Genomic DNA, 16,550 nt, shown 5'->3' with positions numbered 1-16,550 from the left:
GCGGATGCGCGGAATGCCGCAGGACAAACTGCGATCCGGACCGTTACCATACCGGCAGACGCCCCCCATGCAAGGAGGGGGCCGCATACATAATGAAACAGGTGGGATTGAAAACGACATGGGCAAGACCCTGGTGAACGCGGAAATGAAAAGACCGGACGGTGCGTCGGCGGGTCGGCTGGCATTGCCCAAGGAACACGCGCTGCGATACAGCCTGACGAACGAGTTGCATGCCCGCCCGTTCGAAATGCTGACGCCGCCGGTGCAGGCGTCGATGTATGCCTGTGTCGTGTCCGCCGAAACCGCCGCGTCGGCGACGCATCGGCACCTGTCGAAACTGTGCGCGCGTTTCGGCGTCAACCCGCCGCAGCCGGGGATGAATCACTTCACGGCGGATTTCGGCGCCTTTCGGCTTCGGTATGAGCGGCATACGGAATTCGATTCCTTCACCGTCATCCGGGCGGGAAAGTTCGATCATCCCTTCGACAAATCGGCGGCGGATCAGCTTCCCGCCGATTGGTTGGAAGGCTTGCCGGGCGAAATGCTGGTTGCGACCCATCTGGCGGTCCTGCCGGTCGACGGGCCGGATCCGTCGGCGGAGGTCCTGGAAGACTATTTCGTCCCGGAAAGCTTGGTGACCAGCACCCTGTCCGGCGGGTCCGCTCAAGTATGGACCGACCTTCGCATCCATGGCGACAAGCATAACCGCATCCTGCTGAAACCCCGCGACCTGCCGCCCGCGAAGGCGGGGCGGGTGGTGCAGCGGTTGCTGGAAATCGCGGCCTATCGGAACTTCGCGCTGCTTGCCCTGCCGGCGGCGCGGGAGGTCGGGCCCGAACTGACGCGCATCGATGCGGGGCTGGCCGCCCTGACGGCGGAAATGTCGTCTTTGGTGGAATCCGGGGTGGAATCCGGGATGGAATCCGATGGCGCCGATACGCTGGCGAAACGCGAATCGATTCTGTTGAGCGAGTTGATGCGACTGTCGGCGGAAATCGAACAGCTCAATGCGCGGCACAGTTACCGGTTTTCCGCCGCACGGGCCTATTTCGCCCTGGTCCGGTCCCGCCTGTCGGAATTGCGCGAGGAACGGCATGAGGGGTATCAAACCATCGAGGAGTTTCTGGAACGCCGTCTTTGGCCCGCGATGCGCACCTGCGAATCCGTGGAAGACCGCATGGCCAACCTGTCCCGCCGCGCCACGCGGGCGGCGAACCTGCTGCGCACGCGAGTCGACTACATTCTCGAACAGCAGAATCAAGGGCTCCTGACCTCCATGGACCGGCGGGCGAAACTGCAGCTTCGCCTGCAGCAAACGGTCGAGGGCCTGTCCGTCGCGGCGATCACCTATTATTCGGTCGGGCTGGTCGGTTATGCGGCGAAGGGACTGTTCGGTTTGGGCCTGCCGATCCCGCCCGCCTATATCCAAGGGGCTGCGGTGCCGTTGGTCGCGATCGCGGTCTGGCTCGGTTTGCGACGGGTTCGGCGGCATATCGGGCATGAAGACTGACCCGGTACGGCCATCCGTGGGGTGCCCGAAAGACCATGCCAGGGGGTGCTACATTCTGTCGCGACCCCCGCCGGAGCTTTTGCTGACGTGGTTGCGCGGTGCGTCGGTATGAAATCGGCCAATTCCCTGATATTCGTTGATGAATCGGCGCTGTTCGTGCTATTGGCAAACCGGCTGCAAAAGGGGTAATGGACGCCCCGGTCGAGCTTACCGACCGCAAGGTGACTTGCGCCAGGGACGGGCGCGGCTAGTATGCGGCTTGCCCGGAAGAGTCTGTCCAGCGTTCGGGCATTTGGTATTGGACCCGGCTTTCGGTCGGATGGGCACGGGGCGCGTGACGATACGCAGTCCCGATGCCGACGGTTCAAAAGGTTGCACGCGGTACCGGGGACGCGCCCGATGCCGCGCTTGCGGGGTAATGATGGGAGATCTTAAAGGTGCGCAAGCTCTTCACTAAAGTTTCCGGGTTGTGTGCCCTGGGCAGCATGGCTCTCGCCGGCGCCGGGCAAGCCATGGCCGCGGATCCGCAGCCGTGGCATTATCACCTGCCGGAGCCGGTTTCGCCGCTGGCGCGTCAGATGATCGAATTCCACGATCTCTGGCTGATGCCGGTCATCACCATCATCACGGTCTTCGTGCTGCTGCTGCTGCTCTACGTCTGTTTCCGCTTCCGCGAAAGCGCGAACCCGGTGCCTTCGAGAACCACGCATAATGCGGTACTGGAGGTCCTGTGGACCGGTGTTCCGGTGCTGATCCTGGTGGTCCTGGCCTTCCCGTCGCTCAAGCTGCTCTACGCCACGGACGCGGTGGAAGACTCCGACATGACGATCAAGATCGTCGGACATCAGTGGTATTGGGAATACCAGTACCCCGATCACGGCAATTTCTACATAGACGCCCGCGTCGCCGCCCGCACCACGGAAGAAGCCCAGGAACAGGGCGTGAAGCGCCTGATGTCGACAGATGAGAAAATCGTGTTCCCGGCGGATACGAAAATCCGCCTGCAGTTCACCTCGGCCGACGTGCTGCACAACTGGTCGCTCAGCGATTTCGGCGTGCGTCTCGACACGGTTCCGGGGCGCCTGAACGAAGCCTGGACGCTGATCGAGAAGCCGGGGACCTATTACGGTTTCTGCTCTGAACTGTGCGGCATCGACCATGCCTTCATGCCGATCGAAATCACGGTCGTGCCGAAGGAAGAGTTCGAAGCCTGGGCTGCGCAGGCCAAGGAAGAATACGACCCCGTCGAGGAAGCGGCCCTGCCGGTTTCCGAGGCGCTGGCTGTTTCGTCGACCCCTGCCGTTCAGTAAGAACGCGGGGTCGTAACGAAATCCGTCCGGGAGGCGGATTGTTTAGGGAAGACGGAGAAGTTCGATGGCTAACGCTGCTGCTGCCCATCACGACGACCACGGCACCCCCAAGGGGATCGCGCGGTGGCTTTATTCGACCAACCACAAGGACATCGGCACGATGTACCTCATCTTCTCGGTGATCGCCGGGTTGATCGGGGGTGCCGCGTCCATCTATATGCGCATGGAGCTTCAGCAGCCCGGCGTTCAGTACATGGCCGACGGTCATGAATGGAACATGGTGGTCACCGCCCACGGCCTGATCATGGTGTTTTTCGTGGTTATGCCGGGCCTGATCGGCGGTTTCGGGAACTGGTTCGTGCCGCTGATGATCGGCGCGCCGGACATGGCCTTCCCGCGCATGAACAACATCTCCTTCTGGCTGCTGATCCCGGCCTTCGCCCTGCTGCTGCTGTCGGCGCTGATCGGCGGCGGTGCGGGTACCGGCTGGACGATCTATCCGCCGCTATCCAGTGCCAATGGCCCGTTCACCGGGCATGAGGGGGCTGCTGTCGACATGGCGATCTTCGCGCTGCACCTCGCGGGGGCCAGTTCGATCCTCGGCGCCATCAACTTCATCACCACGATCTTCAACATGCGCGCCCCGGGCATGACGCTGCACAAGATGCCGCTGTTTGCCTGGTCGATGCTGGTTACGGCCTTCCTGCTGGTCCTGTCGCTGCCGGTTCTGGGCGGCGCGATCACCATGCTGCTGACCGACCGCAACTTCGGCACGGCCTTCTTCAAGCCGGAAGGCGGCGGGGACCCGATCCTGTTCCAGCACCTGTTCTGGTTCTTCGGCCACCCGGAAGTGTACATCATGATCCTGCCGGCCTTCGGCATCCTCAGTCACGTCGTCTCGACCTTCTCCAAGAAGCCGATCTTCGGTTATCTGGGCATGGCCTACGCCATGGTGGCGATCGGCTTCGTCGGCTTCGTCGTATGGGCGCACCACATGTACACGGTCGGCCTGGACGTCGATACGCGCGCCTATTTCACGGCCGCCACGATGGTCATCGCCGTGCCGACGGGAATTAAGATCTTCTCCTGGATCGCGACTATGTGGGGCGGGTCGATCCGCTTTACCGTGCCGATGGTCTGGGCGGTCGGCTTCATCTTCCTGTTCACGGTCGGCGGCGTTACCGGCGTCGTGCTGGCGAATGCGGGCATGGATTTGCAGCTGCACGACACCTACTACGTCGTCGCTCACTTCCACTACGTGCTGTCGCTCGGTGCGGTCTTTGCGCTGTTCATGGGCATCTACTACTGGATGGGCAAGATGTCGGGCCGCGAAATCCCGAGCTGGGCCGGTCACCTGCACTTCTGGACCACCTTCATCGGGGTCAACCTGACCTTCTTCCCGCAGCATTTCCTGGGCCTCGCCGGCATGCCGCGTCGTTACATCGACTATGCCGACGGTTTCGCCCAGTGGAACAACATCTCCTCGATCGGGGCCTATATCGCCTTCGGGTCGACGTTGTTCTTCATCGTGATGCTGATCTACACGCTGGCCGCCGGTAAGAAAGCCGCCGCCAATCCGTGGGGTGAAGGCGCCACGACGCTGGAATGGACGGTGAGCTCTCCGCCCCCGTTCCATACTTTCAGCACCCTGCCGCGCATCACCGGCGGCGGCGGTCACTGATCCGATTTCCGTCCGCCGTCCCCGGATATGCGGGGACGGCGGCGGACCGGATCGGATGAAGCGTTGAAATAACAAAGTATAGAGTACAGTTAGGGATTGGATACGTGAGCGATACGGCACTCCAGGAACGCATGGAAAGCGGCGGTTTCGTCCGGACGTCCGGCATGGCCGGTTCGAAAGGCGCGGAGGTCCGTGATTTCATCAGCCTGCTGAAGCCGCGTGTTATGTCCCTCGTCGTGTTTTCCGGGTTTGCCGGCATGATCATGGCGCCGGGCAGCATCCATCCCGTCCTGGCCGCGGTTGCGGTCCTCTGTATCGCCGTCGGCGCCGGTGCCTCCGGGGCGATCAACATGTGGTACGACCGCGATATCGACGCGGTGATGAGCCGCACGCGCGGCCGACCGATTCCGCGCGGCCGTGTGGCGCCGGACGATGCTCTGGCGTTCGGCTCTATTCTGGCGTCGGGGTCCGTCTTCCTGATGGTGCTGGCCGTGAACTATGTCGCTGCCGCGATTCTGGCCATCACCATCCTATTCTACGTCTTCGTCTATACGATGTGGCTGAAGCGGTCGACGCCGCAGAACATCGTGATCGGTGGCGCGGCGGGCGCCTTCCCGCCGATGATCGGCTGGGCCGCGGTGACCGGCGGTGTGTCCGTCGAATCCCTGCTGCTGTTCGCCCTGATCTTTTTCTGGACACCGCCGCATTTCTGGGCGCTGGCGCTGTATCGGCGCGGCGACTACGAAAAGGCCGGGGTGCCGATGCTGCCTGTCGTGGCCGGCGCGCGCGCGACGAAACTGCAAATGCTGATCTACACCGTGCTGCTGCTGCCGCTGGCCGTTGCGCCCTATTTCCTGGGCATGACCGGACAGCTCTATCTGATGGCGGCGGCGGTTCTGGGGGGCTTGTTCCTGATGTCCGCGATTGCCGTCTGGTTCGATGAAACCGACAAGTCGGCGAAGCGGATGTTCGCTTTCTCGATCTTTTACCTGTTCGCGCTGTTCGGGGCGATGATCCTCGACCGGGCGCCGGGCGCTCTTTGATCCTTCAAGGAGATCGGCCCGTGAAAGGAAATGTTATGACCGCGCAGAAACGTTCCGATCTGGATATGACGGATGACGAAATCCGTCGCCGCCAGCGCAGCCGCAACGTGGCCGTGGCGCTGGCCGTCGTCGCCTTCATCGGCATTGTGTTCGCCGTGACGATCGTGCGCATTCAGGCCGGTATCCAGGCTTCGATGGGAAGTTGAGGACAGCAATGGACCAGAACCTCGCCCGCAAGAACCGCCGTATTCTCGCCGCCTGTGTCTTCACGGTGGCGGGCATGGTCGGTCTTAGCTTTGCGGCGGTTCCGCTCTACAATCTGTTTTGCCGCGTCACCGGCTATGGCGGCACGACGCAGGTCGCCGAAGCCGGACCGGCCCCCGTGATCGGCAGCCGCGAAATCACCATCCGGTTCGATTCCACCGTCAATCCGGCACTGCCCTGGCGCTTCCATCCGGAACAGAAGTCGGTGACGCTGAAGGTCGGTGAAGTCGGCATGGCCTTCTATCGCGCGCAGTCGCTGTCCGGCCAGCGGACCACCGGGGCGGCGACGTTCAACGTAACGCCGCTGAAGGCCGGACAATATTTTGTAAAGACTCAGTGCTTCTGCTTCGACGAGCAAACGTTGAATCCTGAACAGACTGCGGAAATGCCGGTCAGCTTTTATGTCGATCCGGCGATTATGGACGATCGCAATCTGGACGATACGAATACGATTACCCTGTCATATACTTTCTTCCGCGCCGAAGACGATGCGGATGCCGAAGAGTTGACGGGTGTAGAGGGCGATGCCGACCAAACGGCGGCATTGGATCAGGCGACGACGGTGAACTGACACCGGCGCCAAGGGACTTGCCGTCGGTATCGTCCGGCGGCATGAATGTGGCTTTCAGCGCGACCGGCGGGGTGCCGCGTCGACAAGAAGGGGGTTGAAATGGCTGGTGATCATCACGCGGTCGAGCACGACTATCACCTGGTAAATCCGAGCCCGTGGCCGGCGTTCGGTGCGCTCAGCGGCTTTGTGCTCGCGTTCGGGACGGTTTGGTACCTGCATCCGGATATGTTCGGCGGGTTCTCGATCGGTCTGGCCGGTACGGCGCTTGGCCTGATCATGGTTCTCTGCACCATGTTCTTCTGGTGGCGCGACGTCGTTCGCGAGGCGAATTCCGGCGATCACAAGCCGATCGTACAGCTCGGCCTGCGCTACGGCATGTCGCTGTTCATCGCGTCCGAGGTGATGTTCTTCGCCGCCTTCTTCTGGGCGTTCTTCGACGCCAGCCTGTTCGGTGTTGAGGACATTCAGTTCCAGCGCTTCAACGTGCTGGGCGGTCAATGGCCGCCGGTCGGCGTCGAAACCTTCGACCCGTTCCACCTGCCGTTGATGAACACGATGATCCTGTTGCTGTCCGGCTGCACGGTGACCTGGGCGCACCATGCCCTGCGTGAAGGCAAGCGCAAGCAGGTGATCCAGGGGCTGTGGCTGACGGTTCTGCTGGGTGTGTCGTTCAGCCTGCTTCAGGCTTACGAATATTCGCACGCGGCCTTCGGCTTCGCGGACGGGATTTACTCCTCGACCTTCTTCATGGCGACCGGTTTTCACGGTTTCCATGTTATTGTCGGCACGATCTTCCTGGCTGTTTGCCTTGCCCGTGTCTATCGCGGCGATTTCACGCCGACCCAGCATTTCGGCTTCGAGGCTGCGGCTTGGTATTGGCACTTCGTCGATGTCGTGTGGCTGTTCCTCTTCGTCTGCGTCTACTGGTGGGGCGGTTGATAGCCTAGCCGATTAAAGGCGGGCCGCCCGGAACACGGGCGGCCCGTTTCGTTTTAGGGTTCCTGTCGTCCTGCGGGCCCCCTCCGCATTGAAGACATGACCGATATCGCACCCCGTACCGAAAGGACCGATCCATGCTGCCCCCGTCTCCCTGGAAAACCGGATATCGCGGCCGCTGCCCGCGCTGCGGTGAGGGTAAGCTGTATTCCAGTTTCCTGAAGGTTGCGGACGGCTGCACCTATTGCGGTCTGAAATACGATTTCGAAAATGCGGGCGACGGGGCGGTACCCTTCCTGATCCTGATCATCGGCGGGATCGGTGTTGGTTTGGGCGCCTGGGTTCTGCTGGCCTTTGACACCGGCGTTCTGGCACCCATCTTGGTAACCGTGCCGGTGGTCATTCTGTTGACGCTTTTCCTGTTGCCCAAGGCGAAGGGTCTGTTGATCGCCCTGCAATATGTGAATGCGGCGGGCGATACGGGCACCGATGCGATCGACGAGTAACGACTTTTAGGATTGATGAAACGAATGGCGTTCCGACCGAAACTGGTACCGACCCTTTTCAGCCTTGCCGCCCTGATCGTTTTGATCGGGCTGGGCGTCTGGCAATTGCAACGTCTGACCTGGAAGGAAACGCTGATCGACCGATTGCAGTCGCGCGCGGAGATGCGCGCGGAAAGCCTGCCGCCCGGCGACCTGGATATCGAAGAATGGGAATTCCGGCGCGTTACCCTGGTCGGTCAGTTTCTGCACGATCAGGAAATGCATCTGCTGAATCGGTCGCTGAACGGCAATCCCGGTCTGCATATTATTACGCCCTTCCGCCGCACGGATGTACCCGACGCACCGTTGGTCTTGGTCGATCGCGGCTGGGTGCCGTTCGATGCGAAGGACCCGATGACGCGCAAGGAAGGCCTGATCACCGGCGAGGTGACCGTGGAAGGCATCGTGCGGTTCCAACGTCCGATCACCGGGCTGCAACGCGTCTTCCTGCCTGAAAACGAACCGGCCCGGAACATGTGGTATTCCGTCAATGTCCCGGAAATGGAAGCGGTGCGGGGAGAACCCTTCGCGAATTTCTATGTCGTGGACGGCAACGACGCCGTGCCGGGCGGCTATCCGGTCGGGCATCAGTGGACGCTGAATATCCGAAACGATCATCTGCAATACGCGCTGACCTGGTTCGCCTTGGCGGTCGGTCTGCTCGTAATTTACGTCATATCGCAACGCCGTCGCGACGACGGTACCGACGAGGCGTAATCCGTGGGGGGCTATTCGGAGCTGGAATCGCGGTTCCGTCGCATCGCGATCTTCGGGGAGGTCCAGACGGTCCTGCATTGGGACGCGTCGACCATGATGCCCGAAACGGCGGCGGGTCCGCGCGGCGATCAATTGGCAGAATTGAAACTGCTGCGCCACCGGCTGTTGAGCGACCCGGATATCGGGCGGCTGCTGGACGATGCGGAAGCGGAGAACCTGACCGATTGGCAGGCCGCAAACCTGCGTCAGATGCGCCGCGAATATCGCTTTGAAACCGCCTTGGACGATCGGCTGGTCGAAGACCTGTCGAAGGCTTGTAGCGCCTGTGAACATGCCTGGCGAGGCGCGCGCGCCGGCAGCGATTTCAAATCTGTCGCACCGCTGTTGGACGATGTTCTGGATCTGACACGCGAAAGTGCCGCCGCTTATGCCGCGGCGTTCGATCTGGCCCCTTATGACGCCCTGCTGGAGGCTTACGCCCCCGGTATGCGTGCGGCCCGCATCGATCCGATTTTCGACGATTACGCCGCGTTTCTGCCGGGTTTCCTGGAAAAGGTCCTGACACGTCAGGAAGCGGAAGGCGGAAAGCCGATCGCGCCTCGGGCTGCCGACCCCGTGCATCAGAAAGCCCTGATCGACCGTCTTGCGGTCGCGGTTGGTTTCAATGAGAAGGGAGGCCGGATCGATGTCAGCGCTCATCCGTTCTCGACGGGCTATCCCGGCGATCAACGGATCACCGTCACATTTGACCCGGCCGATCCGACGAACGCGGTCATGGCGGTGCTGCATGAATGCGGTCATGCCGCCTATGAGGCGGGCCTGCCGAAGGAATGGGCGCGTCAGCCCGTCGGCGCGTCGCTGGGGATGGTCGTGCATGAAAGCCAGTCGCTCAGCATCGAGATGCAGGCCAGCCGTTCCGACGCGTTTCTGACATGGCTCGCGGGTCAGGCGCGGGAGGTTCTGGGCGACGACCCCGCCTTCGACGTCGAGAATTTCAAACGGTATCAGCAATGGGTCGAACCGGGATTTATCCGGGTAACGGCGGATGAGGTGACCTATCCGGCGCATGTCATCCTGCGCACACGGCTGGAACGCGCCTTGCTGTCCGGGGACCTTGTCGTCGCGGACCTGCCCGGTGCCTGGAACGAGGGAATGAAAACCTTGCTGGGTATCGATGTGCCGGACGACCGGCGCGGATGCCTGCAGGATATCCATTGGTATGACGGCGCGATCGGGTATTTCCCGACCTATAGTCTGGGGGCCATGCTGGCGGCGCAATTGGCCGAAGCGGCCCATGCCGATCTGCCGGAAATCCCCGAATTCCTGGGGCGTGGCGAGTTTTCACCCTTGATGCGCTGGCTGGGTGGTGCCATTCATTCAAAAGGCAGTTACCTGTCCGCCGATGCCTTGATAGAGGGCGCAACCGGGCGACCGCTCGACGCGTCGGCGTTCAAACGGCATCTGACGACACGCTATCTGAAGGAAAACTAGGATGGAAGAGACGACGAAACTGGCCCAGGAAGCCTGGGAATGGATGGTTCCCCAGGCGCTCGAATACGGCACGAACATTGTCGGTGCCCTGGTGATTCTGCTCATCGGTCTTTGGATCGCGGGCCGTCTGTCGAACTGGGTCCGATCGTCGCTCAGCCGTTTCGAACGCATCGACAGCACGCTGAAGCCTCTGTTCGCCAGCATGGTGCGTTATCTTGTGGTGATCATCACCGTCATTGCGATCCTGAATCAGTTCGGGGTCCAGACGGCCAGCATCATCGCCGTTCTGGGTGCCGCCGGTTTGGCCATCGGCCTTTCGCTGCAAGGCACGCTGCAGAACATCGCCGCCGGGATCATGTTGTTGATCCTGCGTCCCTTCAAGGTCGGCGATTTCGTCGATGCGGGCCCGGTTTCCGCGACGGTCGATGAAATCGGTCTGTTCACGACGCAATTCACCACCGTGGACGGCATCTACGTTTCCTGCCCGAACAGCAATCTGTGGAATTCCAAGATCACCAACTATTCGCGCAACGGTCAGCGTCGCATGGATCTGGTTGTCGGCATTTCCTACGAGGACGATATCGGCAAGGCTCTGGAAATCCTGAACGGATTGATGGAAAAGGACGACCGGGTGCTCAAGGACCCGGCGCCGCAGACAATGGTGACGACCCTGGGCGACAGTTCCGTCAACATCACCATGCGGTTCTGGGCGAAGAGCGCCGATTTCTGGGCGCTGAAATGGGACATGACCCGCTGGTCGAAGGAAAAGATCGAAGAGGGCGGACTCAGCATTCCGTTCCCGCAACGCGACGTGCACATGATCGCGGCGAAGGCGGACGCCTAAGCGCCCAATTTAGATTAAGCGTCCTATTGGGCGCGGGACGGTATCATGAGATATATCAGTACGCGCGGCGAAGCACCGGATCTCGGCTTCGCCGATGTCCTTTTGACCGGCCTAGCGCGAGACGGCGGCCTTTACGTGCCCGCCGACTGGCCGCGGTTCACCGCCGACGAATGGCGGGCGATGCGCGGCCTGCCCTATGACGAACTGGCGACGCGGGTCTGCCTGCCCTTCCTGGGCGATTCCATCGACGAGGATGCCTTCGCCGATATGGCGTCGGAGGCCTATGCCGGATTCGATCATGATGCCGTCGCGCCCCTGAAGCAATTGAACGCCGATAGTTGGCTGATGGAACTGTTTCACGGCCCGACGCTGAGTTTTAAGGACTATGCATTGCAACTGGTCGGGCGGATGTTCGACCATGTTCTGAAACAGCGGGGGGAACGCATCTGCATCGTCGGCGCGACCTCCGGCGATACGGGGTCCGCCGCGATCGAGGCCTGCCGCGACCGCGATTCCATCGATATCTTTATCCTGCACCCCTTTGAACGGTGCTCGGAGGTTCAGCGTCGGCAGATGACGACCGTTGCGGCGATGAACGTTCATAACGTCGCCGTCGACGGGACGTTCGACGATTGCCAGGACCTCGTGAAGGCGATGTTCAACGACGCGGCCTTCCGCGACACGATGAACCTGTCGGCGGTGAATTCGATCAACTGGGCGCGGATCATGTGCCAGATCGTCTATTACGTCCATGCGGCCCTGTCCCTGGGCGCGCCGGATCGGGAGGTATCCTTTGCGGTGCCGACCGGCAATTTCGGCAATGTCTTCGCCGGATATGCCGCCCGGCAGATGGGCCTGCCGATCCAGCAACTGATCGTCGGGTCGAACGAAAACGACATCCTGGCTCGGTTCCTCCAGGACAACGACATGTCCGTCCATGGTGTCGTGCCGACGCATTCGCCCAGCATGGACATTCAGGTATCCAGCAACTTCGAACGCCTCCTGTTCGAATTGATGGACCGGGACGGTCCCGCGACGGCGCATCTGATGCAGACCTTCCGGGCGTCCGGCAAATTGGAAATCGATGACGACCGCTGGCATCGCGCGCTGCAACTTTTCTCCGGCCACCGCTTGTCGAACGAAGAAACCCTGGCGGCGATGAAGGCCGTTCTTGAATCCACGGGCGAATTGGTCGATCCGCACAGCGCGATCGGGATCGTCGCGGGCTGGACGCGCCGGACGGAAACGGACGTGCCGCTTGTGGTGGCGGCGACGGCGCATCCGGCGAAATTCCCCGATGCGGTTGAAGCCGCGACCGGCATCCGGCCAGCATTGCCGCCGTTCCTGTCAGACCTGTATGACCGGGAAGAACGCTACATCCGGCTGCCGAACAGCCTGAACGCGATCCAGGACCATGTGCGCACCGCGTCCAACCGGGCAGGTGGCGTCTGATGACGACGGCACGTGTCAGCACCCTGGACTCCGGCCTTCGGGTCGCAACGGATTCGATGCCCGGTGTCGGCACGGCCAGTATCGGTGTTTGGGTCGGCGCGGGTACGCGGGCGGAACCCAAGGAAATCAACGGTGTCGCGCATTTCCTGGAGCATATGGCTTTTAAAGGTACGGCGACACGTACGGCCCGTCGCATCGCGGAGGAAATCGAGGCGGTCGGTGGTCACCTGAACGCCTATACCGCGCGCGAAAACACCGCTTATTACGCCAAGGTGCTGGCGGACGACCTGCCGCTGGCCGTCGATATCGTTGCGGACATCCTGCAGAATCCAAGCTTCGATCCTCAGGAGCTGGAACGCGAGCGCGGTGTGATTCTTCAGGAAATCGGCCAGTGTTTCGATACGCCGGACGACATCGTCTATGACCGGTTTCAGGAAGTCGCCTATCCGGATCAGGCGATGGGGCGGCCCGTGCTGGGGACGGTCGATACCGTCAAGGCCATGCCGCGGGAGTCCATCCAGGGCTTCATGACGAACCGGTATGCCGGGGAAAATATGGTCCTGTGTGCGGCGGGGAAGGTCGATCACGACAGCTTCGTCGATCTGGCACGGGAAAAATTCAAGACGGTCGGTCCCGCGCGGGACACCGATATCACCCCGTCCCGCTATACCGGTGGCGAATACCGGGAGGACCGCGACAGCGAGCAGGTGCATCTGCTGTTGGGGTTCGAAGGCCCCAGCTTCGAAGGCCGCGACTACTATACGGCGGGCGTTCTATCGGCGCTGCTGGGCGGCGGTATGTCGTCCCGGCTGTTTCAGTCGATCCGGGAGGAGCGCGGCCTCGTCTATTCGATCTATTCCTTCGCCTGGACCTTTGCCGATAGCGGTCTGTTCGGTATCTATGCGGGGACGGGAGAGGACGATGTGGTCGAACTCGTCCCGGTTGTCGCGGACGAGATCACGACGCTGGCGGACACGTTGACGGACGAAGAGATCGAGCGCGCGATCACACAGATGCGCGCCTCCTTGATCATGGCGCGGGAAAGCTCCGGCGCACGGTCCGACCAGTTGGGCAATCAAATCCTTATCCACGGTCGCCCGATGTCCGTGGAGGAGCAGGTTGCGGCCGTTGAAGCCGTCGACAAGACCGCGCTGCAAGCGCTGGCCCGGCGCATGTTTACCACCGCACCGACCGTGGCGGCCATCGGTCCCGTTTCGAAACTTGAAACTTACGAGCGTATCGCGGATCGTTTGCGAGCCTGATCGCAACGCACGCGCTACCGATGCTGAAACTGTTTAGTCCCATACCGCCGCGATGCAGCTTCGTCGGCCCGACCGTTACCTTGCGGCCGCCCCGGCGGGCCGACCTGCGGCATTGGATCGATATACGCAGCAAATCGAAGACCTTCCTAGAACCTTGGGAACCCGCCTGGTCGCGGGATGCGCTGACCCCCGGTGCTTATCGCCGACGTGTGCGACGGGTCGCGCAAGAGTGGCGGCAAGGGACGAGTTTCGGTTTCTTTATTTGGGAAAATGGCGGCGGGACACTGGTCGGGGGAATCACCCTGACCAATGTCCGGCATGGCGTCGTGGAATCCGGCAGTATCGGGTACTGGGTGGGCGAACCTTTTATCCGCAGGGGCTATGGCGGAGAGGCGGTCCAAATCATCCTGGACTTTGCCTTCCGCAAGTTGAACCTGCATCGCGTCGAAGCGGCATGCCTCGTTGACAATCATGCCAGTCGGACCCTCTTGATCAAGGCGGGATTCCAGGCGGAGGGACGGGCACGAAAGTATCTGTGCATCAACGGCCGATGGCAGGATCATGATACGTTCGGCATCCTTCGCACCGACGACCGCCCGATGGTTCCGGTACAAGACGGATAGGGCATGGTTGCCCATCGGCTGACGGCAAGGCGGCTTGGGATTTACCTTAAATGCCTTAATTTTGCCCGGAAATTCGGGGAAAAAACGTTTGCCGGACAGGCTGAATCAGCGTAATCCAATCGCTTAATCGTTAGTGCCGTATCGCACCGGATGCGCCGTGATTTCGGTTACGGAACAGTGTCGTTCAGCAAGGGCCGGGTACAGGCGCGGTGCACTTCATGTTTCGGAGGCTAAGGCTGCCACTATGTTTTCTCGGTTACTCGGGTTTCTCTCCGCCGACATGGCGATCGACCTCGGCACGGCCAACACTCTCGTCTACGTCAAGGGTCGCGGGATCGTCCTGAACGAACCGTCAGTGGTCGCCATCGCCGATGTGAAGGGGAAAAAGCAGGTTCTCGCCGTCGGTGACGAGGCGAAAATGATGCTGGGCCGTACGCCGGGCAATATCCAGGCGATCCGCCCGCTGCGCGACGGTGTTATCGCCGACTTCGAAGTCGCCGAAGAAATGATCAAGCATTTCATCCGCAAGGTGCACAATCGTCGCAGCTTCGCCAGCCCGCAGGTGATCGTCTGCGTCCCGTCCGGCTCCACCGCCGTGGAACGCCGCGCCATTCAGGAATCGGCGGAAAGCGCCGGCGCGCGCCGCGTCTTCCTGATCGAGGAACCGATGGCCGCCGCGATCGGCGCCAACCTGCCGGTGACGGAGCCGACCGGCTCCATGGTTGTCGATATCGGCGGGGGCACGACGGAAGTCGCGGTGCTGTCGCTGGGTGGTATCGTCTATTCGCGGTCCGTGCGGGTCGGCGGCGACAAGATGGACGAAGCCATCATCGCCTATATCCGCCGCAACCATAACCTCCTCGTCGGGGAAGGCTCCGCGGAACGCATCAAGAAGAAGATCGGTTCCGCCTGTCCGCCGGAAGAAGGCGATGGCGAAATTATGGAAATAAAGGGCCGGGACCTGATGAACGGCGTGCCGAAGGAGCTGAATATCTCCGAACGGCAGATCGCCGAAAGCCTAGCCGAGCCGGTCGGCGCCATTATAGAGGCGGTGAAGGTCGCGCTGGAACAGACCCCGCCGGAACTGGCCGCCGATATTGTGGACAAGGGCATTGTGCTGACCGGTGGCGGCGGCATGTTGCGCAATTTGGATTACGTGCTCCGTCATGCAACGGGCCTGCCTGTTTCCATCGCCGACGAAGCGTTGAGCTGCGTTGCACTGGGGACGGGGCGGTGCCTTGAGGAGATGCGGACGCTGAAGAACGTGCTGATCAGCATGTACAACTAAGCCGCTGCCGTGCGGTCCGTTCGGATCGCGGGCTTCGGTTATCGGGTGATTGGGCCGGGACGGAAGCGAGAGGGGCGACGCCAAGGTGGCGAAACGCGCGAAAGGGCCGGATACCAGAACGGCGCAGCCGCTTCGGACATTTGCGCAGCGGGCTGTCTTTCTCATTTTTTTGGCGTGTTCCATCGCCCTGATGGTTTTGGGTCGGACGGATCCCGACTCCTTTGAGCGGGCGCGGATGCAGGTCACGGATGCGGCCGCGCCGATCTTGGACGTTCTTGTCAGACCCGTCGACGCGATGAACGCGCTGGTCGAACACGGTTACGATCTTCTCTATCTCTATCAGGAAAACGAACGCCTGCGGCAGGAAGTCGAACGCCTGATGCAATGGCAGGCCGTCGCTCGCCGTCTGGAGGTCGAGAATTCGCAGATGCGTGAGCTTCTGACATTTCGGCGCGAAACGGTGAAGCGCTTCGTGACGGGACGCGTCATCGGTACGGGCGGGACCTTTGTTCGGTCCTTGCTGTTGAATGTTGGTGAAATCCAGGGCGCCCGGAAGGGGCAGGCCGCCGTGATCGGAACGGGTCTGATCGGCCGTGTCGCGGAAGTCGGGCTGCATTCGTCCCGCATCCTGCTGCTGACGGACCTTAACAGCCGTGTGCCGGTGCAGATTGAAAGCTCGCGTGCCCGTGCCATTCTCGCCGGGGACAACACCGCCTTTCCGCGCCTGATCTACGGCGCCGCGAATTCGGACCTGCAACCGGGCCAGCGTGTCGTCACCTCCGGCGATGCGGGGGCCTTCCCGCCGGGGCTGCCGATCGGGGTGGTTGCGACGGCGGACGAAAGCGGTGTGCGCGTACAACTTTATTCTTCCGATGAGCGGCCCGAATTGGTCCGCCTGATGGATTTCGGTCTCGACGGTATTCTCGGTTCCGCGCCGCAGGGCGTGGCGCCGACCCGGTCCGTCGGATCAGATATGCGCCCAGTCCGCCCATAAGGCGGATTTGGGCTGACGA

Annotated in this window: 16 protein-coding genes; all 16 read left to right on the top strand. The window is 61.7% G+C overall.

Features of this window, described 5'->3' with window-relative positions; genetic code table 11:
- The first annotated feature begins 118 nt into the window (after positions 1-118).
- The 16 genes from HH303_RS04510 to mreC all read left to right on the top strand — a co-directional run bounded on the left by HH303_RS04510 (position 119) and on the right by mreC (position 16,531).
- Entirely contained in the window at positions 119-1,510 is a 1,392-nt protein-coding gene (locus tag HH303_RS04510; protein WP_227421510.1) for a DUF3422 family protein, read from the top strand.
- A gap of 437 nt (positions 1,511-1,947) precedes the next feature.
- Entirely contained in the window at positions 1,948-2,820 is an 873-nt protein-coding gene (gene coxB / locus HH303_RS04505; protein ID WP_319637310.1) for a cytochrome c oxidase subunit II, read from the top strand.
- 64 nt (positions 2,821-2,884) lie between these two features.
- Positions 2,885-4,501, top strand: a complete 1,617-nt coding sequence (gene ctaD, locus HH303_RS04500) for a cytochrome c oxidase subunit I (protein ID WP_169623981.1) — start codon at positions 2,885-2,887, stop codon at positions 4,499-4,501.
- 164 nt (positions 4,502-4,665) lie between these two features.
- Positions 4,666-5,544: a heme o synthase gene (gene cyoE / locus HH303_RS04495; protein ID WP_227421582.1), complete on the top strand. Its 879-nt coding sequence runs from the start codon at positions 4,666-4,668 to the stop codon at positions 5,542-5,544.
- 35 nt (positions 5,545-5,579) lie between these two features.
- On the top strand, positions 5,580-5,750 hold the full coding sequence (locus HH303_RS04490) for a hypothetical protein (protein WP_169623163.1): 171 nt from the start codon (positions 5,580-5,582) through the stop codon (positions 5,748-5,750).
- A gap of 8 nt (positions 5,751-5,758) precedes the next feature.
- Positions 5,759-6,379, top strand: a complete 621-nt coding sequence (locus HH303_RS04485) for a cytochrome c oxidase assembly protein (RefSeq protein WP_169623980.1) — start codon at positions 5,759-5,761, stop codon at positions 6,377-6,379.
- A 99-nt stretch (positions 6,380-6,478) separates the two neighbouring features.
- Positions 6,479-7,318: a cytochrome c oxidase subunit 3 gene (locus HH303_RS04480; protein WP_169623979.1), complete on the top strand. Its 840-nt coding sequence runs from the start codon at positions 6,479-6,481 to the stop codon at positions 7,316-7,318.
- 134 nt (positions 7,319-7,452) lie between these two features.
- Positions 7,453-7,821: a DUF983 domain-containing protein gene (locus HH303_RS04475; protein ID WP_169623978.1), complete on the top strand. Its 369-nt coding sequence runs from the start codon at positions 7,453-7,455 to the stop codon at positions 7,819-7,821.
- 24 nt (positions 7,822-7,845) lie between these two features.
- On the top strand, positions 7,846-8,577 hold the full coding sequence (locus HH303_RS04470; RefSeq protein ID WP_169623977.1) for an SURF1 family protein: 732 nt from the start codon (positions 7,846-7,848) through the stop codon (positions 8,575-8,577).
- A 3-nt stretch (positions 8,578-8,580) separates the two neighbouring features.
- On the top strand, positions 8,581-10,068 hold the full coding sequence (locus HH303_RS04465; protein WP_169623976.1) for a carboxypeptidase M32: 1,488 nt from the start codon (positions 8,581-8,583) through the stop codon (positions 10,066-10,068).
- 1 nt (position 10,069) lies between these two features.
- Entirely contained in the window at positions 10,070-10,912 is an 843-nt protein-coding gene (locus HH303_RS04460; RefSeq protein ID WP_169623975.1) for a mechanosensitive ion channel family protein, read from the top strand.
- Between the two features lie 45 nt (positions 10,913-10,957).
- Complete coding sequence (gene thrC, locus HH303_RS04455) at positions 10,958-12,364, top strand: threonine synthase (protein WP_169623974.1); 1,407 nt, start codon at positions 10,958-10,960, stop codon at positions 12,362-12,364.
- A complete protein-coding gene (locus tag HH303_RS04450) occupies positions 12,364-13,626 on the top strand; it encodes a M16 family metallopeptidase (RefSeq protein WP_169623973.1) in 1,263 nt (420 codons plus the stop codon). The genes thrC and HH303_RS04450 overlap by 1 nt, the downstream gene beginning before the upstream one ends.
- 20 nt (positions 13,627-13,646) lie before the next feature.
- Positions 13,647-14,249, top strand: a complete 603-nt coding sequence (locus tag HH303_RS04445; RefSeq protein WP_169623972.1) for a GNAT family N-acetyltransferase — start codon at positions 13,647-13,649, stop codon at positions 14,247-14,249.
- 244 nt (positions 14,250-14,493) lie between these two features.
- Positions 14,494-15,537: a rod shape-determining protein gene (locus HH303_RS04440; RefSeq protein WP_169623971.1), complete on the top strand. Its 1,044-nt coding sequence runs from the start codon at positions 14,494-14,496 to the stop codon at positions 15,535-15,537.
- An 85-nt stretch (positions 15,538-15,622) separates the two neighbouring features.
- The gene (gene mreC / locus HH303_RS04435) at positions 15,623-16,531 is read left to right on the top strand and encodes a rod shape-determining protein MreC (RefSeq protein ID WP_319637308.1); all 909 of its coding nucleotides are present in this window, start codon (positions 15,623-15,625) and stop codon (positions 16,529-16,531) included.
- Positions 16,532-16,550 lie beyond the last annotated feature (19 nt).

The organism is Pacificispira spongiicola (assembly GCF_012926505.1).
Taxonomy (GTDB): domain Bacteria; phylum Pseudomonadota; class Alphaproteobacteria; order UBA8366; family Aestuariispiraceae; genus Pacificispira; species Pacificispira spongiicola.
The sequence above is the reverse complement of the archived record's forward strand: the minus strand, read 5'-3'. Positions and strand labels throughout refer to the sequence as shown.

What these genes read in the sequence shown, in the direction of transcription:
- HH303_RS04480 (WP_169623979.1), top strand. Translation starts at nt 6,479, where the DNA reads ATGGCTGGTGATCATCACGCGGTCGAGCACGACTATCACCTGGTAAAT.
- HH303_RS04485 (WP_169623980.1), top strand. Translation starts at nt 5,759, where the DNA reads ATGGACCAGAACCTCGCCCGCAAGAACCGCCGTATTCTCGCCGCCTGT.
- HH303_RS04490 (WP_169623163.1), top strand. Translation starts at nt 5,580, where the DNA reads ATGACCGCGCAGAAACGTTCCGATCTGGATATGACGGATGACGAAATC.
- HH303_RS04445 (WP_169623972.1), top strand. Translation starts at nt 13,647, where the DNA reads ATGCTGAAACTGTTTAGTCCCATACCGCCGCGATGCAGCTTCGTCGGC.
- HH303_RS04470 (WP_169623977.1), top strand. Translation starts at nt 7,846, where the DNA reads ATGGCGTTCCGACCGAAACTGGTACCGACCCTTTTCAGCCTTGCCGCC.
- HH303_RS04450 (WP_169623973.1), top strand. Translation starts at nt 12,364, where the DNA reads ATGACGACGGCACGTGTCAGCACCCTGGACTCCGGCCTTCGGGTCGCA.
- HH303_RS04475 (WP_169623978.1), top strand. Translation starts at nt 7,453, where the DNA reads ATGCTGCCCCCGTCTCCCTGGAAAACCGGATATCGCGGCCGCTGCCCG.
- HH303_RS04440 (WP_169623971.1), top strand. Translation starts at nt 14,494, where the DNA reads ATGTTTTCTCGGTTACTCGGGTTTCTCTCCGCCGACATGGCGATCGAC.
- HH303_RS04510 (WP_227421510.1), top strand. Translation starts at nt 119, where the DNA reads ATGGGCAAGACCCTGGTGAACGCGGAAATGAAAAGACCGGACGGTGCG.
- cyoE (WP_227421582.1), top strand. Translation starts at nt 4,666, where the DNA reads ATGGCCGGTTCGAAAGGCGCGGAGGTCCGTGATTTCATCAGCCTGCTG.
- HH303_RS04460 (WP_169623975.1), top strand. Translation starts at nt 10,070, where the DNA reads ATGGAAGAGACGACGAAACTGGCCCAGGAAGCCTGGGAATGGATGGTT.
- thrC (WP_169623974.1), top strand. Translation starts at nt 10,958, where the DNA reads ATGAGATATATCAGTACGCGCGGCGAAGCACCGGATCTCGGCTTCGCC.
- ctaD (WP_169623981.1), top strand. Translation starts at nt 2,885, where the DNA reads ATGGCTAACGCTGCTGCTGCCCATCACGACGACCACGGCACCCCCAAG.